Origin of the sequence: Tenacibaculum caenipelagi (assembly GCF_004363005.1) — a bacterium.
In the GTDB taxonomy this organism is placed as follows: domain Bacteria; phylum Bacteroidota; class Bacteroidia; order Flavobacteriales; family Flavobacteriaceae; genus Polaribacter; species Polaribacter caenipelagi.
On record NZ_SNYH01000005.1, the window covers coordinates 100556 to 126497 of the forward strand.

The window sequence follows — 25942 nt, forward strand, 5'->3', positions numbered from 1 at the left end:
GTTAGTCAACAGCTTTTAGGCTTAAGTCCATATTGTATACCGAATGCGTTAACGCCCCTGACGAAATAAAGTCAACACCACACTCTGCATATTTTCTGATCGTTTCTTCGTTAATTCCTCCCGAAGATTCTGTTAAACATTTATCACCTATCAACTCAACTGCTTTGCGCGTATCTTCGTAATTAAAGTTGTCTATTAAAATACGGTACACTCCTTCGTTCTGCAAAATCTCTTCAATTTCTTCTAAACTTCTAGCTTCTACAATAATTTTAATATCCAATCCTTTTTCTGCTAAGTACTTTTTGGTTTTGGTAATAGCTTGAGTAATTCCTCCAGCAAAATCAATATGATTATCTTTTATCATTACCATATCGTATAAAGCAAATCGGTGGTTTTCTCCTCCTCCAATTTTTACTGCCCACTTTTCTAAAGCACGAATTCCTGGAGTTGTTTTACGAGTATCTAATACTTTGGTTTTGGTGCCTTCTAACAAATCGGCAAAGAACTTTGTTTTGGTAGCAATGGCACTCATACGTTGCATTGCATTTAATACCAAACGCTCTGCCATTAAAATAGATTGTGATTTTCCTGAAACATATAAAACAATATCTCCATACTTCACTGCTTCACCATCATTGATTAAAGTTTCTACTTCTAAATCAGCATCCACATACTTAAACACCATTTTAGCAAACTCTACTCCAGCTATTACCCCTTCGTCTTTTACCAACAATTTTGCTTTCCCTTTTGCATCGGCAGGAATGCATGATAATGAGGTGTGATCGCCATCTCCTATATCTTCTCTAATAGCATTTGCTATAATTAAATCTAACTCTTTATTAAATTGTTCTTGTGAAATCATAGTATTGAATTATTGAGGTAAAAATACAATTATTTTTAGTTCTCTGTTTTGGGTTCGCTGCTTATTATTCTGATAATTTTCACCGTTTCTTTACTAAAAATTTGACACTCTTGATTAAAATAATAGCTTTTACGGAAAACTTTTTAAACATATTCTTTAATTTTTTATATTTTGTTTTCAAAAAAAATTACAGCTTGTAACCACTCAATATATCATGGCAATAAACTATCCATTTGGTCTTCCTTTAAAAAATAATTTTGCAGAGTTTGTGTACTATAACGGCTTATTTCTCCCTCATGAAACAGAAAGAATCCTCAATTTATGGGACGACAACCAAAAAATCAAAGCTACGCTTAGCGGAGCCGACACCTATGATGATGAACTTCGAAAGAGTGCTGTGATGTTTATTGAAAACAACCCAGAAAACGAATGGATATATAACCGATTAGCCGGTTTGGCTATGCAATGTAATAACGAACGGTATTGGTTTGATTTATTGGGTTTTCACAACAATTTACAATTGGCTAGCTATACTGAGGGTGACTTTTTTGATTGGCATTTAGATTTCGGAGCGGGTGAAATTTCTGATAGAAAACTGAGTATTTCCATGCAGTTATCTGACCCTGATGAATATGAAGGTGGTGATTTACAATTTATGCTGAATCAAAAAATTGTAAGTGCTCCTAGAGAGAAAGGTACCATCATTGTTTTTCCTTCTTTTATGATGCATCGTGTTACTCCTATTACTAAAGGGGTTCGTAAATCTATTGTAGGTTGGGTTGCGGGTCCTCCGTATAGGTAAGTTGTTAAGGGAATTTATGGTATCCCATAAGAATATATACACACATTGTATTAGGTCCGCAAGAATTGTATAATTAATTAACAAACAACAGTAACTCGTTAATAACTTTACCTTATATAAAACATTGATTTTATTATATTTGATAGCGTATAAAAATTGCTACACTTTATGATATCCCATGTTTTTGTCGAGATAAAAGAAGTAAAATTTGATATATAACATAACAAGTTGGCACCAATTTGAAAATCTCAAATACTAAGAAAATTAATGAATAAAAGTAAATTATTAGATGACCTAATTTCACAAGGCGAAAAGCTAACAGATTCGATTTATCATGTTCCAGCAGGAAGTGGGGTACTTAGATTTAATTCTGTTTATAGTACAAGGAAAAAAGAAGAGTATCAAAATTGGCAATCTTCATCTCAACGTTTTATTAAGACTTATTTCCCAAGTGATTTAGAAGATTTTAGACGAAATACTGAGCAACTAAGTCCTAACAACCATCAAAAAATGATGGGAATTTTAAGAGCGATTAAATTAATGCCTGAGGAACCTATAAAAACAAGTGGAAAAGGTTCTGGGAATACAAATATTACAATTAATAATACGCAACAAATAGTTTTAAATCTTTTTACGGAAGCAGTAAAGGATGAAATAACAGGAAAAGAATATAAAGAACTAAAGGAGATTCTAAAAAACTATGAACGTGAACCTGAAAAAACAACATCCGAAATAAAGGAAAAATTGAAAAAAATGGGTGGAGATGTTTTGACTAATATCATTACCAATATTTTGACCAATCCAAATATATATGGTGGATTAATGTGAAATATGAATAAAAAACTGGTGCCAACAAGGCGTATAATTAATTGCTACTGAATTTCCTCGGCGGAAATTCAACCTTATTAATTATCTTTCCGCTACAACGGAAAACGACTCGCGTCCTTTTCCCGCAAAAAATCATACACACAAACGTTACCACACATCTAACATAAAAACTTTTGAAGAGACAGAAACCATTTTATTTCATTTTAATTCTAACAATATTCTTTCAGAATTGCGCTTCATTTGATGATAGTATTTTAAATTCAAGAACTTTGACTAAAAACAACTTGACTAATTTAAATGGTAAATATGAAATTATGTATTTTGGAATTTGATAGTATTTCTAAAGCTTATGAAACTAAAAAATCAATCCATCGGAATTTCTTTACTTTAATTGACCTAAAATCTGGAAAAGAGAGAATTAAATTAGATAGCCAAAAAATGTATCATTTTGAACTGAATACAATAAGTCCTAAAAAAATCAGAATTAATTATTTAGAAAATGGAAAAACATTTCAAGAGGAAGTTGTTAAAACCGAATTAAAAAAAGATGGATATTTATACTTGAAAAAGAAAAAATTAAAATTCATTGGTATACCATATCTTTTTGGAAGATTTGACTTAACAAAAATGAGATTGTCATTGGATAAAAATAAAAATTTGATTTTAGATATTACTAATCATTCATCTGGTGCTGCATTATTAGTAGTTTTTCTAAATTCAAAAACCTATAAATATAGAGAAAAATTAAAAAGAGTAGAATAAAAACGTGTGGTAACACCATAATTAATTGCTAGTCCTTACTTACAAAAATTCGTAAAGGTTTTCTATTCGGTTTGTATTTGCTAAATTACGTGCTTGAACATATAACTACTCATAACCGAAACCGTTGACAACAATATAAAAAAAACTAAATGATTAAATATATTGAATTTCCATTACAAAATGAATATCCTAGTTATGCTGAAATGTATATGAAACTAGTTAAAAAAGATGGAAGCCTTATTGAACAATTGAAATCGAGTTTGTATAAAACAAAGTCTTTGATAAGTAACTTATCGAATGAAGAATTAGGCTATAGATATGAAAAGAATAAGTGGTCAATTAAAGAAGTTTTAGTTCATATAATTGATGACGAAAGAATATATGGATATAGAGCTCTTTCATTCGCTAGAAATGATAAAACAAATCTCCCAGGATTTGAACAGGAAGATTATAATTTTTATTCTGACACATCGGAAAGAACAATTGAGAATATATTAGAAGAATATGAAGCTTTAAGATTGTCGACAATTACTTTGTTTAATGGATTATCTGACAAATCATTAAAACGTGTCGGAATTGCAAACGGAAATAAAGCAAGTGCAAGAGCTTTGGGATATCATATTCTTGGACACGATTTACATCATATTAAAATAATAGAAAACTTATACTTGAAAGAATTGAGAAAGTAAAGCCAGTTACCAACAATGCATCCTATGAAAAGCACTAGTCCAGTTGTTCAAAGTTACTATTTCTTTTTTTAATTCTTACATAATAATGATTTTAGGGTGTTGAATTGTTGATAATTCCGAAGGATTATCAATACTTCAATACCTTATAACTTGCTCCGCATCCTATATGTGATCAACTCTCTTGGGTTGTCACCAGCATCTGTATGATTATAAGTTATAATTAACCTGTTCACTTGCTAACCGATGTGATCCTTTGGTCACCCACATTGTTTTGTGATACAGGTTTGTCTACTTCTTTTCTGAGCTTTGTTATTGATTTTTATACTATTCTACAACCCCTATCTCATAAGGAGTTTCTGTTTTGATAACGGCTAAAGTTCTACTAAGTAACTTACGGGCTACTTTAATGATTATCTTCTTGGTATCCTTGTCATAATGCTTTCGATAATAATGCTGCATCACTGGATCCGTTCGAATCGCCTGCCATGAAGCCTCTATAAAATACGAACGCATTAATCGATGTGCTCTAGGAGTAATACCCGTCGTTTTATAGTTATCGCCACTCTGATAAACCCCTGGAGCTAGCCCTACATAACCTGCCAAGTGTTTTACACTGTTAAATCGACGTAAATCTCCCAACTCACTAATAATCCCACAAGCCACAATACCTCCAATTCCCGGTATGCTTCTAAGCAAATAATAATCCTTCTTAAAATGTTTACGACAATAAGCTCTTAGCTGATTACTTACCAATCGTAAATCTTCATCTACAAACCGAAAATAACGCATCCTACTCTCTAAGCTTGCCTTTGCTACAGGGTACTGAAAAACCATAGCATCTAACCACCCTCGAAATCCATGATTCCAATGGTCATTATCGTACTGTTCTGGTACTTTTATTCCAAAATACAACAACTGCATTTTTATATAACTCTTGATACGTCTAAAATCCTTTACCAAATCATTGCGCCTGCGAAACAAACTTCGTAAAGCTTCGCGATGCTCATCGGGTACATAAATACTGCTTAATCGACCATCTTTCAATTCTCTACTTATCAGTTGTGCATCTATACGATCTGTTTTGGTATAACGCTCCTTCCCTTTTCGATGGATATCTGCTGGGTTAACTACCAAGGAACGCCAACCATAACTCTCAAAACAACGGTGTGCGTAATATCCACAACATCCAGCCTCATAAGCCGTACTAACCTCATATTCCGGAAAATGTGTATCTACATAAGCTTTTAATTGCGCTGGTTCTGGAGGCATACTAAAACTCTTACCCGAAAATAAATCTGTTGAACAATGAACTTTCCAGCTGCGCTTGTGTATGTCAATTCCTATGTATAATTTAGTATCCGCAGTAATTTGAGTGTGCATATCTTTTATTGTTTTAATCAACTTTAAAGATACTCGACTTACTGCTTTTTCATGGATGCTAACCGCAATTACTGTGGATTCGACTACGCCCGAATCCACTCGGAATTGCTAACGTCAGCTCTTAACTTAAAAACCGTAACTGACAGTTATACGAGATCGTTAGGCAATATTCCCCACATGAAGAAATTCCATTAATTTCTTATGCTAACGTCGTAAAGCAAAGCTAATCGGGAGACAGAATTAATCTTGAAATGATACAATAAACCGATATATAAATTGTACTTTCCCTGACATTAGTCAGAATTTAAAAACAACTTCGAATGTCAAAACTGAAAAAAAATAGAGAAAAACTTAACTTGACACAGGAAGAACTTTCTGAAAAATCAGGTATTTCTATAAGAACCATACAACGTATTGAATCGGGGAATGAACCCAAAGGACAAACACTTAAATTATTAGCGAAGGCTTTGAGAATAAAAGAAAATGAATTGCTTAAAAAAGAAGAGGCAGAAATTGAGATTAACACCACTTTAATAAAGATTATCAACCTATCCTCATTGCCTTTTACAATAATCCCGCCTGTAAATATTATTATTCCACTTATTTTAATGTTTGCAAAGAAGCAATTTAATCCATTGACAAAGCAAATTGTTTCCATTCAAATTTTATGGTTAATATTTTCTTTTATTATTTTTATGTTGACTTCATTTGCAAAGAACTGGTTCTCGCTTGGGAACAAGTTTATTTTAGTCGTCATGATTTTATTGGTTTTGTCTAATGTGTTTATCATCCTTAGAAATACAGTCGAAATTGACAAAAGAGAAAAATTGTTTATTCGATTGGATTTCAGCGTTATATAAACCTTTCAAAAAGATGACGGGATATTGTCAGGATATTGGCGGGTAGACTTTTATGATGAAAACCATCAAGACTCGCATTTTTGCAAAAAAATATTAGCATGACAAAACAAATTTTCTTTAGTGTAGCTTTTCTTGCTTTATCTATTAATTCCATTGCACAAATAGATAAAAAATCAGACTTATTTATCGAACTCAAAAAGCAAGACAGCATTTTCTTTGAACGTGCGTTTAACCAATGTGATTTGGATTATTTAGAAAGTCACATAGCGGAAGATTTAAAATTTTATCACGATCAAAGCGGATTCCAAAACAGAAATACCTTCTTTGAAAACACTCAAAAATATATTTGCTCTAATCCAGATAAAAAACCAATAAGAAAATTAAAAGAAGGCAGTTTAAGTATTTTTCCATTATATAATTACGGAAAGATTTATGGCGCTATTCAATCAGGAGTTCACAATTTTTATATCAGGGAAGCCGGCAAAGAAGATGTATGGACGAGCACCGCAAAATTTACAACCGTATGGATTAAAAAAGAAGACATTTGGGTGATGAGTAACGTTTTAAGTTATGACCATCACAACCCCATTGTTGAAACCCCAGAAAATGATATTGAAAAGTTATTGAAAGATAACAACGTTCCTGCAGCGGGAATTGGAATAATTGAAAACGGAAAATTGACCAAAATTGAAGTTTACGGAACACTCGATAAACAAACAACCGCACCCCATAATACTGTCTTTAAAGTTGCGTCTTTAACTAAACCAATTGTTGCCTTGACCACATTGAAGCTGATTGATAAAGGGCTATTGGATTTGGACGAACCTCTATTCAAATATTGGATTGACCCTGATATTAAAAACGATGAAAGGTATAAGAAACTCACACCCAGACTCATTTTAACGCACCAAACGGGCTTTCCAAATTGGCGTTTTATGACTGAATCAAATAAACTGACTTTTCAATTTGATCCTGGAACAAAATATCAATACTCAGGAGAAGGCTTTGAATATTTAAGAAAAGCGATTGAAAACAAACTGGGTAAAAATCTTGAAGAACTTACTGAGAAACTGTTATTTACCCCTCTTGAAATGACCGATACTCGCTTCTGGTGGGATTCAGGAATGGACGAAACACGATATGCTCAAAACTTCAACGAAAAAGGAGAAAAAATAGTAACCGAAAAATATTATGAAGCAAATGCTGCCGCAAACCTTTTAACCTCTGTTGAAGATTATGGGAAATTTTTAGAGCATATAATTAATGGCGCAGGAATTTCTAAAAATCTGTATCAAGAAATGATACAACATCAAGTAACACTTAAAGAAAATGACTTTTTCGGATTAGGTTGGGAAATTTTAGCAGGTTTCAGCGATGATGAGTTTGCTTTGCTACATACAGGTAAAGACCCTGGTGTAAGTACATTGGCTATATGGTTTCCAAAATCAAAAAATGGATATTTAGTTTTCCTGAACGGAGATAATGTCGATAAAATTTATGAGGATATACTGACCAAACGACTCTATTTAGGAAATGAACTATGGAATAAAAGATGATAAACGTTGCCCAACATTTTGTATAACTAATGGCAGGTAATCTGGCAAAACTCAAATTATGTAATCTGCTCAAACTGTGTAGTGGTTTGTCAGAAAACTACACACGCAACCTACCACTACTCATACAATTTACCGTTAAACACAAACAGTAAAATGAGTTGGATAAATTAGAAATTATACTGCTCAGATTATATTTTTTCACACTAAAACCTTCCCTTTAAGAGTTTATAAAACATTCGTAATTTTGCCGTATGAAAATAAAACTACTCGCCATAGGTAAAACTGACAATAAACAGTTACAGCAATTAATTGACGAATACCAAAACCGATTAAAACATTACGTAAAGTTTGAGTTGGAAGTGATACCAGATATTAAAAATGTTAAAAACCTAAGCGAGTCTCAACAAAAAGAAAAAGAAGGTGAGTTAATTCTGTCTAAACTACAACCTACCGACCAATTAGTTTTATTGGATGACAAAGGGAAACAACACACCTCAATGGAGTTTTCTCAGTACCTACAAAAGAAAATGAATTCTGGTATTAAACAATTGGTGCTAGTTATTGGTGGTCCTTATGGCTTTTCTGATGCTGTATATAATAAAGCCCAAGGAAAGTTATCATTATCAAAAATGACGTTTTCGCACCAAATGATTCGTTTATTTATCGTTGAACAAATTTACCGTGGTTTTACTATTCTGCGTAACGAGCCATATCATCACGAATAATGCAAAAAAATTAAATACTTTTTAACGAATTTGCATAAAAAATAAAGATGTGTTAATCCTCAAAAACACCTTAAAAAATACCTGTCTAAAAGTTATTTTTTTAAGGTAATAAAGTATACTTTTGTCGCCCCAAAACAAAAATAAACACATTAAAATGAAAACATTAAGGCTTTTAGCAACTTCAATCTTTTTCATAACATTTGTTAGTATTCAACAAGTTTCTGCTCAAGACGACATTAAAGAGTTGAAGACTCAAATAAAAAATAAAGAAAACCAAATTAATGCCAACGAAGAGATTTTAATGAGTGGTGTTACTGCATTAAAACGCGTAAAGGCTAATTTAGAAGACTATAAAAAGAGTAAAAAAGCAACTAAGACAGAAGTTGAGAGAAAGGAAAGAATAATTTCTAACATGCAACAGAGACTTACTAAGTTAAACTCTCAAATTGATAATCAGAAAAAAGAGCTAGAAAACTTTGAAAGAAAGTTAGCTAAAAAAATTAAAAAAGAAGCTGCTAAGCAACCTAAACCTGCTAAAGAAATAAAAGACACATACAAGGTAAGCTTAAACAGTGATCAAGATGAAATTGCTTTACAAAAACAAAAACTTGAAGCTGCTCGTAAAAAGTTAGACGAAGAGCGTAAAGCAAGAGAAATTGCTTACTTAAAAGAGCAAGAAGCTTTACGTTTAGAAGAAGAAAAACTAAAGCAATTAGACAGTCAAATTAAAGCTCAAGAGAAAGTTATTACTAAAGAAAAGAATGTATTAGTAAGTGATCTTGAAGACGACATTAGCATTAACGAAGAAATTTTAATTAGTGGTAAAGAAGGTTTAGCAAAGATGAAGTCTAAATTAGAAGAAGCTAAAAAAGACCCTTCTACTTCTAAAGAAAGTATTGAAAGAAAACAAGCTATTGTTGATAAAATTGAAAATCGTTTACTAAAAATTGAAAACGAAATCAACGCTAAAAAACAAGAATTAGCAAAAATAAAAGGATAGTATAAAACTATTTAATAGTAACTTATCATAACCCGCTGTTTAATTAAACAGCGGGTTATTTTTTTTATTTCTGTAGTTGAATACAAATAGCATGAGAATAAAAATTGATACATTTGCTTGTATAAACTTCTAATCAATGAAACTGGTTTTTGCTACGAACAATCAAAACAAACTTACCGAAGTACAAAAAATGCTTCCCGACTCTATCGAATTACTTTCTTTAAAAGACATTCAGTGTTTTGACGATATTGAAGAAACAGCTATTACTTTAGAAGGAAACGCTCAGATTAAAGCCAATTACATCACCGAAAAATTTGGGTACAATTGTTTTGCCGATGATACAGGATTGGAAGTTGAAGCTTTAAATGGGGCTCCTGGTGTGTATTCTGCTCGTTACGCTGGTGAATCAAATAACTCGGAAAACAATATGCAAAAACTACTAACTGAGTTAAGCGGTAAAACAAACAGAAAAGCACAATTTAGAACCTCTATCTGTTTGAATTTAAATGGTAAGCAGTTCTTTTTTAATGGAATTTGTAAAGGTGATATTTTATTAGAAAAACAAGGACAACAAGGTTTTGGATACGATCCCATTTTTCAACCCGAAGGATATAACAAGTCTTTTGCTGAAATGTCTTCGGAAGAGAAAAATAAAATTAGCCATCGCGGATTAGCAATTCAACAATTAGTAGCATTTTTAAAATCCATCGACTAGTTGAATTTATCAAAAACATACACTATTCAGTTTTTACTTTTATCAGTTCTTCTGATAGTTTTTTTTATTGCAAATATCAGCTTAGGTTCTGTAACCATTCCTTTAGAAGAAATTTTTAATATTCTCTCTGGAGGCATCTCTATTAAAGATAGCTGGGAAACCATTATTCTAAATTACCGATTGCCTAAAGCAATTACTGCTATTTTAGTCGGGTCTGGTTTATCTATTAGTGGTTTATTAATGCAAACATTATTTAGAAATCCACTCGCTGGTCCTTTTGTATTGGGAATTTCTTCTGGGGCAAGTTTAGGAGTAGCTCTACTTATTTTAGGTTCAGGAATTTTTGGAGGAGCATTTTTAATTTTGATTTTTTCAAATTGGGGATTGGCTATTGCTGCAAGTACAGGATCTTTTCTTGTACTATCTGCCGTAATTATAGCAGCAAACAGGGTTCGTAATACCATGTCAATTTTAATCATCGGATTGATGTTTGGTTCCTTAACCTCATCGGTAATAAGTGTACTTGCTTACTTTAGCGATGCAGAACAAATTCAACAATATTTATTTTGGAGTTTTGGTAGTTTGGGTAATTTAACCTGGACAGAGCTTACCGTTTTTGGAACCATCTATCTTATAGGTATTCTAGGAACATTCTTTGTAATTAAACCTTTAAACAGCTTTTTATTGGGTGAAAACTACGCAAAAAGCCTTGGTATAAATATTAAAAGAAGTAGAAACATTATACTGTTAATAACCAGTATACTAACAGGAGTTATCACTGCTTTTTCAGGTCCTATAGCTTTTATAGGTTTAGCAGTTCCGCATTTAGCTAAAATGTTATTTTCAACTTCAAACCATAAAGTTTTATTGCCTGCTGTTGCTTTAATTGGCGCCATTATTTTATTAATTTGCGATAGTATTGCACAACTACCAACTAGTGAGTTTACATTGCCTATAAATGCTATAACTTCGTTATTTGGTGCCCCTATAGTTATTTGGCTATTAGTTAGAAAAAAGAAAATATACGTATAGCTTGACAAACTCTGAAAAACATATCGTTTTACAAACCGATAATCTAGCCATCGGTTATCAATCAAAAAAGCAACAAACTGTCATTGCTTCAAACATTAATGTATCAGTTGAAAAAGGAAAATTTGTCGCTCTTCTTGGTAAGAATGGAATTGGTAAATCGACACTATTACGTACGATTTCTAAAGTTCAAAAGCCTCTTCAAGGTTCTGTAAAAATTAAGCAAAAAAAGCTTTCTGCTTACAACAATCAAGAACTATCAACTACCTTAAGTTTAGTACTTACAGAACGTTTACCTTTAAGCCAGTTAACGGTTTTTGAATTGGTAGCACTAGGACGTCAACCTTATACCAACTGGATAGATAAACTTACACCTGATCACTTAAAAAAAATTCTTTGGGCAATTGAACAAACTGAAATTGGTCATTTAAAAGACAAACGGTTTTATGAATTGAGCGACGGTCAATTACAACGTGTACTCATAGCACGTGCTTTGGCTCAAGATACCGAAATTATCATTTTAGATGAGCCTACTGCTCATTTAGACATTCACCATACTTTCAAAGTGTTTTCGCTACTGAAAAAACTAGTGGAAAATACTGGAAAAACTATTATCATTTCTACTCACGAAGTAAATTTAGCTATTCAATTAGCAGATGAATTCATTCTTCTTTCTGAAAAAGAAATATACACAGGTACATCGCAAGAATTGATTAATCAAAATGCCTTTGAAGAGCTTTTCCCTAAAGAACTGATAAGTTTTAACAAAACATTAGAACAATTCGTTATCAAGAAAAATTAAATTTGAACCTCTATAACATTTTGTTATTTTTGAACACTAATCAAACTAAACAAACCTTAATTAATTATTGATGAGAAAATTACTCTATATCGCAAGTGCAATTGTGCTTGTTGCATGTGGCTCTAGCAAAGAAACTACAAGTACAGATAATGACACTTCCCTTGACTATGCTGCTAAATATGCCAAAACTATTACCGCAAAAGATTTAGGCAAGCACTTATTTATCTACGCTTCTGATGAATTTGAAGGAAGAAATACTGGTGAACCTGGACAAAAGAAGGCCGTTAAATATTTGAAAGATTTTTATGTAAGCCAAGGAATTAAATCTCCATTAGGCGGTGATGACTACTTCCAAGAAGTTCCTGCTGATTTTTTAAACAGCAACAGTAGAAGAGGAATGAATTTAAAAGACTCTGAAAATGTAGTAGCTTTTATAAAAGGAACTGAAAAACCAGAAGAAATTGTGGTCATTTCTGCTCACCTAGATCACGAAGGAGTTAAAGATGGAAAAATTTACAATGGTGCAGATGATGACGGTTCTGGTACTGTAGCTATCTTAGAAATTGCTGAAGCCTTTAAACAGGCTGCCGACGCAGGTAAAGGACCAAAACGTTCAGTTTTATTTTTGCATGTAACAGGTGAAGAAAAAGGTTTATTAGGTTCAAAATTTTATACAGAAAATCCTATTTTTCCATTAGCTAATACTGTAGCTAACTTAAATATTGATATGGTGGGTAGAGTTGACGATCGTCATAAAGGAAACCCTAATTATGTATACTTAATTGGTTCAGACAAATTAAGTACTGAATTACATAATATTTCTGAGGCTATGAACAAAAAATATACTAATATCGATTTAGACTATAAATATAACGACGATAACGATCCTAATCGTTTCTACTATCGTTCTGATCATTATAATTTTGCAAAGCACAACATTCCTATTATCTTTTATTTTAATGGAACACATGCTGACTATCATCAACCTACAGATACTCCTGACAAAATCAATTATGAAATGTTAGAAAACAGAGCTCGTTTAGTTTTCCATACAGCTTGGGAAGTTGCTAATCGTGAGAATCGTGTTGTAGTTGACAAAGCTGCAAAATAAGATCAAACCTAATTTAAATTATAAGTTAAAAGCTCATCAAATTGATGAGCTTTTTTTGTTTACAACTCCTAATGGCTGTTGGCTTTCATTAAAATTTATCGCTCAATACTCAATCAACTAGCAACAATTAGATTATTTATCTACATACAACATTAAAACAGAAAAATAATCTAATTATTAATCTTTTTAATGACAATTAGTATTGTTTCATTTACTTTTGCCCGCTTAAATTTTCACCCATGGCTAACGAGCATAAATTATCTATAGAGAATCAACAAAAGCTAAATAAATTAGAGCAAGAACTAAGCACAGCTCGCGATACTTTTTTAGGATACCCAGTATCAAAAGATTTTGACTATTCTGAATTAAATAAATTTTTTCAGTATCCTATTAACAACCTTGGTGATCCTTTTGAACAAGGTACCTACCGTGTTCAAACACACGAAATGGAACGTGAAGTTATCGCCTTTTTTGCCAAGTTATTTAGAGCAAACCCAAAAGATTTTTGGGGATATGTTACCAATGGAGGTTCTGAGAGTAATTTATACGGTTTATATATCGCTCGTGAATTGTTTCCAAAAGCTATGGTATACTATTCAGAATCTACACACTATAGTGTGCGAAAGAATATTCATTTATTAAACATTCCTAGTATTGTGATTAAATCACAAGAAAATGGCGAAATGGATTATGAAGATTTTGAAAATACTGTTCGTATGAACCGCCACAAACCTGTAATTGTGTTAGCTACTTTTGGTACAACCATGAAAGAAGCTAAAGACGACATAGGTAAAATCAAAGGAATTTTAAGCAACTTGGCTATCCAAGACCACTATATTCACTGTGATGCTGCCTTAGCGGGGTCTTTTGGTCCATTTATGGAACCTCGTTTGCCTTTTGACTTTATGGATGGTGCAGATAGCATTTCCATTAGTGGGCATAAATTTATCGGTTCTCCAATTCCTACTGGAGTATTAATGGCAAAGCGATCTAACAGAGACAGAATAGCTAAAGGCATTTCTTATATCGGTTCATTTGATACTACCATTACAGGTTCGCGTAACGGACACTCGCCTTTATTTTTATGGTATGCCTTAAAGCAATTAGGTGTTGAAGGACTACAACAACGTTACCTACATAGTTTAGAAGTTGCCGAATACTGCGAAGCTGAATTACAAAAAATAGGAGTTAATGCTTGGAGAAATCCTAATGCAATTACAGTGGTATTACCAAAAACTCCGAAAAGTATAAAAGACAAGTGGCAATTAGCTACTGAAGGGAATATTTCTCATGTAATTTGTATGCCTAATGTTACCAAAACACAAATTGACGAGTTTATTAGCGATTTAAAAAATTGTACCGAACCAATTATTGAAGAGGATATTTCCTATGATTTTTCATTGAGTTAGAAACTATAACAAACAAAAAACGCTAAGAAATTTCTTAGCGTTTTTTTATACATTCAATAATTTGAAACTTCTTATTCTGTTTTACAATACTTACAGATTCAAACAATAAGCTTAAATGCGTACTATAATTTAAATGTGAGTTAGCTACTAACAAAAATCTACCATTTGTTTTTAAACAGTTTTTCACATCTCTAAAAAGGTTTAGTGCTATTTCTATATTATTTTCATGTTCAAAATGAAAAGGCGGATTTGACACCACTAAATCGAAAGAATTTTCTTTCAGATTTTCTAGAGTATCATCACATAAAAATTCTGCTTTTTTCTCTTGTAAATTAATTTTAGACGATTCTATTGCTAAATTAAAATCGTCCAATAAAGTTACTTCCGCTTGCTGGTTTTGCTCCGCTACTTCATAAGCTATAATTCCATTCCCAGAAGCTACATCTAGTACTTTTAACTCTTCTGGTTTAACTATTAAATCCTCTAAAAAGAATTGCGTTCCAATATCAACACTCCCTGATGAAAACACCCCATAGTATTGTTGCAAAAACTTTTCTTTCCATTGAATTGTATTGATGAATTCTTTTTTCGGAAATGATTCTTTAGGTGATTTTAAAATAAGTAATCGTGCTTTCTTCCATGCTTTTGATTGTGTAACCTCATCAAAATATTGTTCAGCTACTTTTACAAAAGAAGGTGAAAAGTATTTGGTCATGAATCCACAAACCACTTCAGTATCCTTATTGGAAGCTTTATGAATTTGTTGTAAAAACAGCTCGAACAATTCAATAGACTTTGGAATTTTTATCACGGCTAACTCAACTTTTCTCAAATCATCTAGCGGAGTTTTATAGTCAACCTTAACCGGTAACTTATTCAACTCTAAATTTTGACGAATGGCTTTCTGCTGGCTAGCATAGGTCCAAACTGTGGTAAGTTTTTCATTTTGTAATGTACAATTCCACACCCCAAAACGATCATTAAACAAATGTAAATGTTCAATATTTTTACCTGTTATATATTCTAATACCAACAACTCGGCATTACTCCATGCACGCAGACTTTTATCAAAAGTCTTTGGGTAACGCTCTAACTGATATGTCTTTGAATTAATCTCTACAGTAGTTTCCAATCGGCTTGTCTTTATCTTATAAATAGATTTCTTCCTACGTTCTAAATGACTTAGAATTAAATTCTAAATTAACACTTCTTCTTGAACATCATAAATTTTATCTAAAGATGTAATTTCTCCATCTTTTCCTCTTCTAAAAATATGCTTAGACTCAACCTCTGTAATCGATTCTTTTCCCATGGCTGCTATCATTTCTTTAACAGCACTAATAGTTTTGTTATGATAATTTCTTACACGTACATTTTTGTATTCAACCACCAAAGCCTTAACTAAATCTTTATCTTGAGTTGCCACACCAACAGGACAGGTATCTAAATTACATTCACGTGCTTGTATACATCCTAAACTCAACATAAAACTACGTGCCATACCAATAGCGTCTGCACCCAGAGCCAAATATTTCACTACATCAAACGCGTCAATAGCTTTACCACTAGCGATAATTTTAATTTGATTCTTTAATCCATATTTTTTCAACATTCCGTTCACAAACGACAATCCTTCTAATAACGGGGTTCCAATATAGTTTGAAAACTCTAATGGTGCAGAACCTGTACCTCCTTCTCCTCCATCAACAGCAATATAATCTGGGTAATTATTCGCATCCGCAAAAGCTTTAATCATTTCTTCTACTTCGTTATTATCTCCAACACAAAATTTAATTCCAATAGGTTTACCTCCTGATAATTCTCTTAACCTTTGAATAAAGTCAATCATTTCTTCAAAATTAGAAAAGGCATCGTGACTCGGTGGTGAGTCTACTCTAGTAAACGGTTCTACAGAACGAATCTCTGCTATCTCTTTTGTGTTCTTTTTAGCTGGAAGAATTCCCCCGTGACCAGGTTTAGCTCCTTGAGAAAATTTAATTTCTACCATCTTTACTTCTGGACGAGCCGCATTCTTTTTAAAAATTTCTGCATCAAAAACACGCTTACCATTCACACTTTTTCCTGCCCCAAAATATCCAGTTCCTACTTGAAAAATCAAATCCCCACCTTGTAAATGATATGGAGAAATCCCTCCTTCACCAGTGTTATGAGCAAAACCTCCCATCTTTGCTCCTTGATTTAGAGCCATTATTGCATTTTTACTCAAAGAACCAAAAGACATTGCTGAAATATTGATAATTGAAGCATCATATTTTTGCTTGCACTTATCAGAACCAATCAAGACTCTTTCTCCTGTAATTTGATGATGATCTTTAGGAAATAATGAGTGTTTTACAAACTCATAGCCTTTTTTATACACATTGTGTTGCGTACCAAAAGGCACCGTTTCTATTTCTTTTTTTGAACGTTGATAAACAATACTTCTCTTTTCACGATTAATTGGCTTCCCATTTAAATCATCTTCAATAAAGTATTGCTGAATTTTTTCTCGTTCATCTTCAAAAATCCATCGTAAACGAGCCACAACAGGAAACGCTCTCATTAGCGAGTGTTCTTTTTGAATAAAAGCATCATAAATAGCTAACAAGGTTACTGCAGAAGCTATGGTTAATAAAATAACATTCCCCATATCTGGAATAAAATAAACCAGTACCCCACACAAAACGTTAATAACAATAATTATCGACAAAATAGTATCTCTCATCTCTTGTGTTTTTTACAAACTAAAATAAAGGTTTTAAACAAAAAAAACTCTGACGTATAGCCAGAGCTTTTATAATATATTATAAAATACTTAAAATTATTTTTTGAATTTCGCGTATTTGTTTTTGAACTTATCAATACGTCCTGCAGTATCTACTAACTTAGACTTACCAGTGTAGAAAGGATGTGAAGTTCTTGAAATTTCTAATTTGATTAATGGATATTCAACTCCGTCTACTTCTAAAGTTTCTTTTGTATTAGCAGTTGAACGCGTTAAAAAAACATCTCCGTTAGACATATCTTTAAACGCCACCATTCTATAATTTTCTGGATGTATACCTTTTTTCATCTCTTGTAAATTTAAAATCTTTTATTTTTGCTGAAAAATATAAAGTTGGTAAATCTTTATAATCATTTCATTATTCAAAAACCTGCAATGGCTATTTGAGGGTGCAAATTTAACCCTTTTTTTTAATTTGCAAACAAATAATTTGCTTTAATTTGTAGAACAACATTGTTAACTACAAAAATAATATTACATATATGCGTTTTCATAACCTTTTTACTTTAGGATTAGCTACCACTTTATTAGTAACCTCTTGTAGCGAAACTAATTACAAATTTAAACTAAACACTACAAAAAAGACTACTTTAGGAGAAAAAGCTGCTATAAAATTTGAACAACTTAAAGGTGAACAAATAGACTCAGTACAACTATATGTTGATAATAAACGTGTAAACACAAACGAAACAAGTGTTACTATTAATACTGCCGATTTTGGAGTTGGAAAACACGCAGTTACTGCTTTGGCTTTTTACCCAAATAAGTCTAAAAAACTGAATAATTCTATTGAAGTATTAGCTAAAGAAGCTCCAGCAGTATATTCCTACAAAATTATAAATACTTACCCTCACGATAAAGATGCCTATACACAAGGTTTGGAGTACAAAAATGGATACTTATATGAAACTACTGGTCGTAGAGGTCAATCTACTTTAAGAAAAGTAGAACTAAAAACTGGAGAAGTACTTCAAAAATTAGATTTAGACAAAAAATATTTTGGAGAAGGAATGACTATCTTTAATAATAAAATATTTTGGTTAACATGGCAAGCTCGTAAAGGTTTTATCTATGATTTTGAATCTTTCAAACAAGTTGGAAGTTTCAATTACACAAATAGTAACGAAGGTTGGGGATTAACACACAACAGTTCTGAGCTTATTAAAACAGATGGAACAAACAAAGTTTGGTTTTTAGACGCCAATACTCAGAAAGAAAAAAGAAGTATTCAAGTTTATACCAACAAATACCCTGTTGACAACTTAAATGAGATTGAACTTATCAATGGAAAGATTTATGCTAACAAATGGCAACAAAACTCCATAGTAATTATCAATCCAGAAACTGGTGTGGTTGAAGGTGTTGCTAACTTAAATGGACTAAGAGATATTGTTGCTAAAGATCAAACTTTAGAACCTCAAGATGACGTATTAAATGGAATTGCTTACGACGCAGATGCTAATCGTTTATTTGTTACAGGAAAACACTGGGGTAAATTATTCGAAATAGAACTTACTAAAGAATAAACAACCTGTTAAAAAACTAAAAAGCCACTTTCTTACTGTAGAAAGTGGCTTTTTAGTTTCCTTTATTTTTTATAAACCTCACCGTTTTTCATTACAAAAACTACATTTTCCATCGTATGAATATTTTGTCTCGGATCTTCATCTACAGCAATAATATCTGCTAAAAAACCTTTCTTTACTTGCCCCAATTCCTTTTCCATATTTAGCAACTTGGCATTGGTTATCGTCGCAGATTGAATTGCTTCCATAACTGGCATTCCAGCTTCAACCATATACCCAAATTCTTTTCCGTTCTTTCCGTGTTCAAATACTCCTGCATCGGTACCAAATGCAATCTTTACTCCTTTTTTATACGCTTTGCTAAAAGTTCCTTGTATTTGTGGCCCTACCGCTAAAGCTTTAGGTACCACTATTTCAGGATAAAAACCTTTAACCTTCGCTTTCTCTTCCACTTCTTTACCTGCTGTAATTGTTGGTACTAAATACGCATCATACTTTTTCATCAACTCCATAGTTTCATCACTCATATACGTTCCATGTTCAATAGTTTTCACTCCTCCTATAATTGCTCGTTGCATCCCTTCATCTCCATGAGCATGAGCCGCAACATGCATTCCATAATCTTTCGCTGTTTCGCAAATAGCTTTTATCTCTTCAATAGTAAATTGCGGATTGTCTCCTGACTTTGCCACACTCAGCACCCCACCTGTAGCTGTAATTTTAATACAATCAGCTCCATTTTTATAACGTTGTCTAACTGCCTTTCGGGCATCTTCTACCGAATTTACTACTCCTTCTTTTGGACCAGGGTTCCCTATAAGTTCTCTTCTACTTCCATTTGTAGGATCTGCATGTCCTCCTGTTGTTGCTAAAGATTTTCCGGCTGTAAACACTCTTGGACCCACAATTTTACCACCCTTAATTGCTTTTGCTAAAGAAATATTCACCCCTGTTCCTCCTAAATCTCTTACAGTAGTAAAACCATTTAATAAAGTCGTTTTAGCAAAGCTTACAGAATTATAAGCTCTATCTGCATCATTTAAAATATATTTTTCTAACCTTGTTTTGGGACTATGTTCACTTTCAATATGCACGTGCATATCAATCAATCCAGGAATGACTACTTTATCTTTTAAATCTATTATTTCATCATCGGAATTTTCTGGATTAACATAACCTTTCAAAACATCAACAATTTTATTTCCTTTTACAACGATAGTTTGTTCTTCTTTAATTTTACCTTTTTCTGTATCTATTAATTTCCCGCAGAATATGTAAGAACTTTGACTAAATGCTATTGCAGAAATGAATAAAGTCAAGGTTAAAAAAAATCTATTTTTCATAATAATTTAAATACGATTAGGTAATAAATGTAGTGATTTTTATGTAGCTTGCCTTTTTAATTTTACCTATTTTAGATGAAACACATTGTTATTACAGGAACTAGTAGAGGCATTGGTTTTGAATTAGCTCAACAATTTGCTAATCAAGGACATCAAGTACTCGCTTTATCAAGAAACACTAAGCCTTTAGAACAAATAAACCACCCTAACATTACAACTATTTCAATTGATTTATCTAACGAAAATGATGTAAAAAAAGCGGTTGATTTTGTTTCAACTGAATGGAAAAAAGTAGATATTCTTGTTAATAACGCAGGAAAATTGGTTAATAAACCTTTTGAACAATTAACTACGCAAGATTTTGAAGAGGTTTATAAAGTGAATGTTTTTGCAGTTGCTGAATTGACTAAAAACCTCTTACCGTTTATGCAACAAGGGAGTCATGTAGTAACAGTGAGTAGTATGGGTGGAATACAAGGAAGTATGAAGTTTCCTGGTTTAGCTGCTTATAGTTCTGCCAAAGGTGCTGTAATTACCTTATCTGAATTGTTAGCTGAAGAGTACAAAGAACAACAAATAGCTTTTAACGTTTTAGCATTAGGTGCTGTACAAACAGAGATGTTAGAAGAAGCTTTCCCTGGTTATATCGCTCCATTATCAGCTAAAGAAATGGCAAATTATATTTTTGATTTTGCGTTAACAGGCAATAAATATTATAACGGAAAAGTATTGCAAGTTTCTAGTTCTACTCCATAGAGAAATAACGACTGTCACTTCAAGTGATTTTCGTTCAACATAGTTGAAAAGAAAATTGTATTGAGAAGTATTAGCTAGTTCTCGATACAATTTTTATTTTTCCATTTTATTTCAAAATAAAAACCACTCGAACTGACTTTTGAAAAAAACACTGATTAAATACATCCCTGAAGAAGCTATTCCGTTAGTTGAATATTTAATTATTGAGCATAAAATCAACTTAAAAATAGTAAGTGAACGTCAAACCAAACATGGTGATTTTCGTCGCTTACCAAATGGTCACATGCAAATTACGGTGAATAACAACTTGAATCCATATCAGTTTTTATTAACCTTAATTCATGAAATAGCTCATCATGTTACCTATCAAAAATTTGGAAGGGTACAACCTCATGGTAAAGAATGGAAAACCGTATTTCAACATTTAATGTTGCCTTTTTTACAGCCAGAAATCTATCCGAAAGATATGCTACCATATTTAGCCAACTACCTAAAAAATCCGAAAGCCAGTACCGATGCCGATGTAAATTTATCACTAGCTTTACGAAGAGGTGAATCTGAAGACGGAAAGAATTTTATCTTTGAAATTCCAAATGGTAGTGTTTTTCAATTTAAAGACACACTATACAAAAGAGGTAGCAAACGAAGAACACGTTACGAATGCTTAAATTTGAGTAACAAACGTGTGTATTTGTTCAATCAAAACGCAGAAGTAGAGCTAGTAGCTTTAAATAATTAACATATCATTCCGAAGTAAATTCGGAACATCATCAAAATAACCAATATGAATAGCAATTATTATGCAGTAATTATGGCGGGAGGTGTAGGTTCTCGTCTTTGGCCGGTAAGCACCGAAAAGTATCCAAAACAATTTCACGACCTATTAGGAACTGGTGAATCTTTACTGCAAAGAACTTTTAGTAGAATTAATCAATTAGTTCCTTCTGAAAATATTTTAATTGCTACGAATAAGCGTTATGAAGAGTTAGTATTAGAACAACTTCCTAAAATCAGCAGTAAACAAGTGCTACTTGAACCTACAATGCGCAACACTGCTCCTTGTATTTTATATGCTGCATTAAAAATTCGTCAGCAAAATGAAAATGCTGTGATATTGGTAGCTCCATCAGATCACTGGATAGAAAATGAAGCGGAATTTATTAAGAATATTGAGACTTCTTTTAACGCTTGTTCTCAAGAAGATATATTAATGACTCTAGGAATACAACCGAGTCATCCAAATACAGGTTATGGCTATATTCAGTTTGAAGAAAATTCTTCTGAAATAAAAAAAGTAAAAACATTTACCGAAAAACCAAACCTAGAAAAAGCTACTCAGTTTTTAGCGAGTGGTGACTATCTTTGGAATGCAGGGATTTTTGTTTGGTCTGTTTCTAGCATTTTAGATTCCTTTAAAAAACATCTTCCTGAAATGGTAAACATTTTAGAAACCGAAGACAACGTGTACAACACCAATTTTGAAGATGATTTTATTAAACGTAACTATGAAAAATGTGAAAACATTTCTATCGACTTCGGAATCATGGAGCGTTCTGAAAAAGTACATGTACTCCCTGTAGATTTTGGTTGGGATGATTTGGGTACCTGGGGTTCTTTATATAACAAACTAGGTAAAGACACTCATCAAAACGCAACAGTTGGAGCCACAACTATTTTTAAAGATGCCAACGGAAATATGGTCAGCACTAAAAACGGTAAAAAAGTAGTGGTCCAAGGGTTACAAGATTTCATTATTGTAGAAAAAGATGATGTTTTGGTAATTTGTCCACGTAAAGACGAACAAGACATTAAACAACTACGAACTGAAGCAAAAGAGAAATTTTAACAAACTACCTCTCTCTTTATAAGATATTATTGATTAATGGAATATTCTAACATTCTTAACATAGGAATTTTAGCACATGTCGATGCTGGTAAAACTACTTTAACCGAACATTTATTATACCATACAGGAGCTATAAGAAATATCGGAAGTGTAGATAAAGGTTCTACCGTTACTGACAGTTTAGCGCTAGAAAAAGAACGTGGAATTTCCATAAAAGCAGCAACCACTTCTTTTATTTGGAATAACACCAAAGTCAATCTAATAGACACACCAGGACACGTAGATTTTTCTAGTGAAGTTGCAAGAACATTATGTGTCGTAGATGCTGTTGTTTTAGTTGTTTCAGCAGTTGAAGGTGTACAAGCTCACACCTTAACTATTGCTGATGCTTTGCAAAAGCTAAAAATTCCTACGATAATTTTTATCAATAAAATTGACCGACAAGGAGCAGATACTGAAAGTGTTTTAGAACAAATAAAAGATGAGCTTCAAATTAAAACTGTGTCTATCTATACCAGTCATCATGAAGGATTAGATGCTGCTTGTATTAGTCCTGTTTTTCACGATAGTCCCCTGAACAAAGAACAAAAAGAAGCCATAACAGAAGAACTGATTGAAACTGATGAAAGTCTGTTAGAGCAATACTTAAACGGTGTTACTATAACTGATGAGACCTATATAAAATCTATTGTAAAAAACACCTCAAAAGCTTTAATTTCTCCTGTATTTGTTGGAATTGCTAAAAACAACATTGGTGTAAAGGAACTATTAGATGGATTAACAAGTTTCATCAAACCAGATAAGAATATTGCCACACAAGAAACTTCTGCTTATGTATACAAGTTGGAACATCATAAAACTCATGGTGTTATGGCACATGTAAAAGTTTTTTCGGGTGAGCTATCTTCTAAGTCGGTTATTTATAATCATACACAAGCTGTAGAAACTAAAATAAACCAATCGAAGGTTTTTCATCATACCAAACATATTGACACTACTATTAAAACTGGTGATATCGGAATTATTACAGGTGTTGTTGATACAAAAACAGGAGACATTCTTGGCAACCCCGAAGGAATTCCAAAACTACCCGAATTAAACACGCCTGTTTTGAGTGTACAAGTAATACCTGATAACGATAAAGATTACAATGCTTTAGCGCAGGCTTTACAAATCATAGACAGAGAAGATCCAACACTACAATTTAAATGGCATAAACCCGAAAAAGAATTATTATTGTTACTAATGGGAGATATGCAAATTGAAGTGCTTACACATGTTTTATTAGAGCGATTTTCAATACCAGCTACTTTTACAGAGCCTCAAATTGTTTATAAAGAAACCATAAGCAAAGCCGCAGAAGGTTATGTTCGTTATTGGATGCCTAAACCTTGTTGGGCAATCATGACTTTTTTAATTGAACCCGCTCCTCTAAATTCTGGTGTTAGTTACCAATCTATTGTTTCTAAAAATGATATTCATAACAAATATCAAAACGAAATAGCCAGAACGATTCCTAAAGCTTTAGAACAAGGTTTACTTGGCTGGGAAGTAACCGATGTAAAAATAACATTGATTAAAGGAGAGGATCATAATGTGCATTCAAGACCTGGTGATTTTAACTTAGCTACTCCAATGGGAGTCATGAAAGGTTTACAAGCTGGTGGAACACATTTGCTGGAACCTTTAGTTCGCTTTGAAATAAAAACCAATGAAGAGTTTTTAAGTAAAATTATTTCAGAACTTACGACGAGAAGAGCTACTATCAACTCTCCTACTTTTCAAAATGAAATGATGCATCTTACAGGAACGATTCCTGTTGCTACTTCTTTAGATTTAAGTATTAAATTAAATACTCTTTGCAGCGGTCGTATACGTTTGCGAATGGTTTTTCATGGTTATGACGTATGTCCTGAAGGAGAAGGAAAATCAAGATCTTTTAAAGGAGTTAATCCATTAGACGAAGCTCAATGGATTTTACATCGACGAGGTGCTTATAAAGCTGACGAACGAGTGATTTAGTTTATCTTATTTATTTCACCCAACACCAAAGAATTAAAAACTTTCTCTTCACTTATAAAATGACTTTTTATAGAAATATAATAAAGAGGATCAACCTTTCCTTCTAAACGCATATAATCTTTTTCGGTGGTTAGTATGATTTTTTGCTGAGAAGTTAATGTTTCATATGATTTCTTGATATTCTCAATATCTTGATTCGTAAAATTATGATGGTCAGGAAAGTTTAGATGTTTGAAATGTACTTTCTTTTCTTTCAAAAAACTCAATAAAGGAGTCGGATTCGCAATTCCCGTCACTAACAACATTTCTTTATCCTGCAAATCATCAATTGTTAACTCATTTGTTCCTTTTAAATTCTCATCGTAAGCTATTGTTGTAAAAAATACTTTTTGATACGGCTTCAGGTTAAGTTTTCTCACTATTTTTTCTTGCACTACTTCAGATAAATTTTCAGGACATTTCGTAACCACAATCGCCTTTGCTCGTTTAGCCCCTCTCCTACTTTCTCGCAAATTTCCTGTAGGTAATAAAAAATCATCTACAAATAAATCGTTATACTTTGTTAGTAAAATATAACTACTCGCCGTTACTTTTCTATGCTGATAAGCATCATCTAACAATACAATTTCTGGCGGATTATTACGCTGTAACAACTGCTGAATTCCATTCGTTCTATCAGCATCCACAGCTACGGTAACATCTTTTTTAAACTTCTTATAAAACTGTAAAGGTTCATCACCTACATCTTCTGCAGTATGTGTGTCATTTACTAACTGAAATCCTTCTGTTTTACGTTTATATCCACGACTTAAAACAGCAATGTTATAATCATCTTTCAGTAATCGTATCAAATATTCAATTTGTGGAGATTTTCCTGTTCCACCTACACTCAAATTCCCAACAGCAATTACAGGAATATCAAAAGAAGTAGATTTTAAGATACCTATATCGAAAAACCAATTACGAATCCTCGTAATCACATCGTATAAAACAGCAAATGGAAATAATAAAAATCGAAGTAACTTCATTACATCAAAAGTAATAATTAAGCATTAATTAAGCATTAATATAGGAAGATACTTTTATTTTCATTTTTCTACTTTGTAACTTTGCTATATTAATACTTTGAAACTT

The 25942-nt window shown here is 32.5% G+C and carries 25 protein-coding genes; 18 read left to right on the top strand and 7 right to left on the bottom strand.

The window, feature by feature from the left end:
• Window position 1: 1 nt before the first annotated feature.
• On the bottom strand, window positions 2-862 hold the full coding sequence (gene nadC / locus DFQ07_RS11460; RefSeq protein ID WP_133536985.1) for a carboxylating nicotinate-nucleotide diphosphorylase: 861 nt from the start codon (window positions 860-862) through the stop codon (window positions 2-4).
• Between the two features lie 214 nt (window positions 863-1076).
• Here nadC and DFQ07_RS11465 point away from each other — a divergent pair, with 214 nt between their 5' ends.
• From DFQ07_RS11465 to DFQ07_RS11480, 4 genes are all read left to right on the top strand, one after another.
• The gene (locus DFQ07_RS11465) at window positions 1077-1664 is read left to right on the top strand and encodes a 2OG-Fe(II) oxygenase (protein ID WP_133536987.1); all 588 of its coding nucleotides are present in this window, start codon (window positions 1077-1079) and stop codon (window positions 1662-1664) included.
• Window positions 1665-1931: 267 nt separating this feature from the next.
• Window positions 1932-2492, top strand: coding sequence for a hypothetical protein (locus DFQ07_RS11470; protein ID WP_133536989.1), 561 nt, complete (start codon window positions 1932-1934; stop codon window positions 2490-2492).
• 306 nt (window positions 2493-2798) lie between these two features.
• Window positions 2799-3254 carry a hypothetical protein gene (locus DFQ07_RS11475; protein ID WP_133536991.1) on the top strand — a complete coding sequence of 152 codons (456 nt, stop codon included), beginning with the start codon at window positions 2799-2801 and terminating at the stop codon, window positions 3252-3254.
• A gap of 149 nt (window positions 3255-3403) precedes the next feature.
• The gene (locus DFQ07_RS11480) at window positions 3404-3943 is read left to right on the top strand and encodes a DinB family protein (RefSeq protein ID WP_133536993.1); all 540 of its coding nucleotides are present in this window, start codon (window positions 3404-3406) and stop codon (window positions 3941-3943) included.
• Between the two features lie 324 nt (window positions 3944-4267).
• Here the strand turns inward: DFQ07_RS11480 and DFQ07_RS11485 are convergent, their stop codons facing one another.
• Window positions 4268-5323 carry an IS110 family RNA-guided transposase gene (locus DFQ07_RS11485; protein WP_133536995.1) on the bottom strand — a complete coding sequence of 352 codons (1056 nt, stop codon included), beginning with the start codon at window positions 5321-5323 and terminating at the stop codon, window positions 4268-4270.
• Between the two features lie 320 nt (window positions 5324-5643).
• Between DFQ07_RS11485 and DFQ07_RS11490 the strand changes: the two genes are divergently transcribed.
• The 9 genes from DFQ07_RS11490 (at window position 5644) to DFQ07_RS11530 (ending at window position 14530) form a co-directional block, all read left to right on the top strand.
• Window positions 5644-6183: a helix-turn-helix domain-containing protein gene (locus DFQ07_RS11490; RefSeq protein ID WP_133536997.1), complete on the top strand. Its 540-nt coding sequence runs from the start codon at window positions 5644-5646 to the stop codon at window positions 6181-6183.
• Between the two features lie 98 nt (window positions 6184-6281).
• The gene (locus tag DFQ07_RS11495; protein ID WP_133536999.1) at window positions 6282-7739 is read left to right on the top strand and encodes a serine hydrolase; all 1458 of its coding nucleotides are present in this window, start codon (window positions 6282-6284) and stop codon (window positions 7737-7739) included.
• 251 nt (window positions 7740-7990) lie between these two features.
• Window positions 7991-8464: a 23S rRNA (pseudouridine(1915)-N(3))-methyltransferase RlmH gene (rlmH, locus tag DFQ07_RS11500; protein WP_133537001.1), complete on the top strand. Its 474-nt coding sequence runs from the start codon at window positions 7991-7993 to the stop codon at window positions 8462-8464.
• A gap of 154 nt (window positions 8465-8618) precedes the next feature.
• Window positions 8619-9464: a coiled-coil domain-containing protein gene (locus DFQ07_RS11505; RefSeq protein ID WP_133537003.1), complete on the top strand. Its 846-nt coding sequence runs from the start codon at window positions 8619-8621 to the stop codon at window positions 9462-9464.
• Window positions 9465-9600: 136 nt separating this feature from the next.
• Entirely contained in the window at window positions 9601-10179 is a 579-nt protein-coding gene (locus DFQ07_RS11510; protein ID WP_133537005.1) for a non-canonical purine NTP diphosphatase, read from the top strand.
• Window positions 10180-11211, top strand: coding sequence for a FecCD family ABC transporter permease (locus tag DFQ07_RS11515; RefSeq protein WP_133537007.1), 1032 nt, complete (start codon window positions 10180-10182; stop codon window positions 11209-11211). It abuts the gene before it with no gap.
• Between the two features lies 1 nt (window position 11212).
• On the top strand, window positions 11213-12010 hold the full coding sequence (locus DFQ07_RS11520; RefSeq protein ID WP_133537009.1) for an ABC transporter ATP-binding protein: 798 nt from the start codon (window positions 11213-11215) through the stop codon (window positions 12008-12010).
• Window positions 12011-12080: 70 nt separating this feature from the next.
• Window positions 12081-13121 (top strand): M28 family metallopeptidase, encoded by a 1041-nt coding sequence (locus DFQ07_RS11525; RefSeq protein WP_208107697.1) that lies wholly within the window; start codon window positions 12081-12083, stop codon window positions 13119-13121.
• Window positions 13122-13360: 239 nt separating this feature from the next.
• Complete coding sequence (locus DFQ07_RS11530; protein WP_133537013.1) at window positions 13361-14530, top strand: histidine decarboxylase; 1170 nt, start codon at window positions 13361-13363, stop codon at window positions 14528-14530.
• Window positions 14531-14564: 34 nt separating this feature from the next.
• Here the strand turns inward: DFQ07_RS11530 and DFQ07_RS11535 are convergent, their stop codons facing one another.
• The 3 genes from DFQ07_RS11535 to DFQ07_RS11545 form a co-directional block, all read right to left on the bottom strand.
• Window positions 14565-15662, bottom strand: a complete 1098-nt coding sequence (locus DFQ07_RS11535; protein WP_133537015.1) for a class I SAM-dependent methyltransferase — start codon at window positions 15660-15662, stop codon at window positions 14565-14567.
• A 63-nt stretch (window positions 15663-15725) separates the two neighbouring features.
• Window positions 15726-17255 (bottom strand): FMN-binding glutamate synthase family protein, encoded by a 1530-nt coding sequence (locus DFQ07_RS11540; protein WP_133537017.1) that lies wholly within the window; start codon window positions 17253-17255, stop codon window positions 15726-15728.
• Between the two features lie 96 nt (window positions 17256-17351).
• Complete coding sequence (locus DFQ07_RS11545) at window positions 17352-17603, bottom strand: type B 50S ribosomal protein L31 (protein ID WP_133537019.1); 252 nt, start codon at window positions 17601-17603, stop codon at window positions 17352-17354.
• A 194-nt stretch (window positions 17604-17797) separates the two neighbouring features.
• On the opposite strand from DFQ07_RS11545, the gene DFQ07_RS11550 reads away from it, so the two are divergent.
• Entirely contained in the window at window positions 17798-18841 is a 1044-nt protein-coding gene (locus tag DFQ07_RS11550; RefSeq protein WP_133537021.1) for a glutaminyl-peptide cyclotransferase, read from the top strand.
• Between the two features lie 62 nt (window positions 18842-18903).
• Here DFQ07_RS11550 and DFQ07_RS11555 read toward each other — a convergent pair whose 3' ends face one another.
• On the bottom strand, window positions 18904-20184 hold the full coding sequence (locus DFQ07_RS11555; protein ID WP_133537023.1) for a metal-dependent hydrolase family protein: 1281 nt from the start codon (window positions 20182-20184) through the stop codon (window positions 18904-18906).
• Window positions 20185-20259: 75 nt separating this feature from the next.
• Between DFQ07_RS11555 and DFQ07_RS11560 the strand changes: the two genes are divergently transcribed.
• The 4 genes from DFQ07_RS11560 to DFQ07_RS11575 all read left to right on the top strand — a co-directional run bounded on the left by DFQ07_RS11560 (window position 20260) and on the right by DFQ07_RS11575 (window position 24808).
• Window positions 20260-20940 (top strand): SDR family NAD(P)-dependent oxidoreductase, encoded by a 681-nt coding sequence (locus DFQ07_RS11560; RefSeq protein WP_133537025.1) that lies wholly within the window; start codon window positions 20260-20262, stop codon window positions 20938-20940.
• Between the two features lie 139 nt (window positions 20941-21079).
• Window positions 21080-21679 carry a SprT-like domain-containing protein gene (locus DFQ07_RS11565; protein WP_133537027.1) on the top strand — a complete coding sequence of 200 codons (600 nt, stop codon included), beginning with the start codon at window positions 21080-21082 and terminating at the stop codon, window positions 21677-21679.
• Window positions 21680-21724: 45 nt separating this feature from the next.
• Window positions 21725-22786 carry a mannose-1-phosphate guanylyltransferase gene (locus tag DFQ07_RS11570; RefSeq protein ID WP_133537029.1) on the top strand — a complete coding sequence of 354 codons (1062 nt, stop codon included), beginning with the start codon at window positions 21725-21727 and terminating at the stop codon, window positions 22784-22786.
• A 36-nt stretch (window positions 22787-22822) separates the two neighbouring features.
• Window positions 22823-24808 (top strand): GTP-binding protein, encoded by a 1986-nt coding sequence (locus DFQ07_RS11575; RefSeq protein WP_133537031.1) that lies wholly within the window; start codon window positions 22823-22825, stop codon window positions 24806-24808.
• Here the strand turns inward: DFQ07_RS11575 and lpxK are convergent.
• Window positions 24805-25836 carry a tetraacyldisaccharide 4'-kinase gene (gene lpxK / locus DFQ07_RS11580; protein ID WP_133537033.1) on the bottom strand — a complete coding sequence of 344 codons (1032 nt, stop codon included), beginning with the start codon at window positions 25834-25836 and terminating at the stop codon, window positions 24805-24807. The genes DFQ07_RS11575 and lpxK overlap by 4 nt on opposite strands.
• Window positions 25837-25942: the final 106 nt, after the last annotated feature.

Bases quoted from the DNA above. Each gene is read 5' to 3' on its own strand.
- rlmH (WP_133537001.1), top strand. From the start codon at position 7,991: ATGAAAATAAAACTACTCGCCATAGGTAAAACTGACAATAAACAGTTA.
- DFQ07_RS11470 (WP_133536989.1), top strand. From the start codon at position 1,932: ATGAATAAAAGTAAATTATTAGATGACCTAATTTCACAAGGCGAAAAG.
- DFQ07_RS11560 (WP_133537025.1), top strand. From the start codon at position 20,260: ATGAAACACATTGTTATTACAGGAACTAGTAGAGGCATTGGTTTTGAA.
- DFQ07_RS11575 (WP_133537031.1), top strand. From the start codon at position 22,823: ATGGAATATTCTAACATTCTTAACATAGGAATTTTAGCACATGTCGAT.
- DFQ07_RS11490 (WP_133536997.1), top strand. From the start codon at position 5,644: ATGTCAAAACTGAAAAAAAATAGAGAAAAACTTAACTTGACACAGGAA.
- DFQ07_RS11505 (WP_133537003.1), top strand. From the start codon at position 8,619: ATGAAAACATTAAGGCTTTTAGCAACTTCAATCTTTTTCATAACATTT.
- DFQ07_RS11555 (WP_133537023.1), bottom strand. From the start codon at position 20,184: ATGAAAAATAGATTTTTTTTAACCTTGACTTTATTCATTTCTGCAATA.
- DFQ07_RS11525 (WP_208107697.1), top strand. From the start codon at position 12,081: ATGAGAAAATTACTCTATATCGCAAGTGCAATTGTGCTTGTTGCATGT.
- DFQ07_RS11545 (WP_133537019.1), bottom strand. From the start codon at position 17,603: ATGAAAAAAGGTATACATCCAGAAAATTATAGAATGGTGGCGTTTAAA.
- DFQ07_RS11485 (WP_133536995.1), bottom strand. From the start codon at position 5,323: ATGCACACTCAAATTACTGCGGATACTAAATTATACATAGGAATTGAC.
- nadC (WP_133536985.1), bottom strand. From the start codon at position 862: ATGATTTCACAAGAACAATTTAATAAAGAGTTAGATTTAATTATAGCA.
- DFQ07_RS11480 (WP_133536993.1), top strand. From the start codon at position 3,404: ATGATTAAATATATTGAATTTCCATTACAAAATGAATATCCTAGTTAT.
- DFQ07_RS11495 (WP_133536999.1), top strand. From the start codon at position 6,282: ATGACAAAACAAATTTTCTTTAGTGTAGCTTTTCTTGCTTTATCTATT.
- DFQ07_RS11570 (WP_133537029.1), top strand. From the start codon at position 21,725: ATGAATAGCAATTATTATGCAGTAATTATGGCGGGAGGTGTAGGTTCT.
- DFQ07_RS11540 (WP_133537017.1), bottom strand. From the start codon at position 17,255: ATGAGAGATACTATTTTGTCGATAATTATTGTTATTAACGTTTTGTGT.
- lpxK (WP_133537033.1), bottom strand. From the start codon at position 25,836: ATGAAGTTACTTCGATTTTTATTATTTCCATTTGCTGTTTTATACGAT.
- DFQ07_RS11465 (WP_133536987.1), top strand. From the start codon at position 1,077: ATGGCAATAAACTATCCATTTGGTCTTCCTTTAAAAAATAATTTTGCA.
- DFQ07_RS11510 (WP_133537005.1), top strand. From the start codon at position 9,601: ATGAAACTGGTTTTTGCTACGAACAATCAAAACAAACTTACCGAAGTA.
- DFQ07_RS11475 (WP_133536991.1), top strand. From the start codon at position 2,799: ATGAAATTATGTATTTTGGAATTTGATAGTATTTCTAAAGCTTATGAA.
- DFQ07_RS11550 (WP_133537021.1), top strand. From the start codon at position 17,798: ATGCGTTTTCATAACCTTTTTACTTTAGGATTAGCTACCACTTTATTA.
- DFQ07_RS11530 (WP_133537013.1), top strand. From the start codon at position 13,361: ATGGCTAACGAGCATAAATTATCTATAGAGAATCAACAAAAGCTAAAT.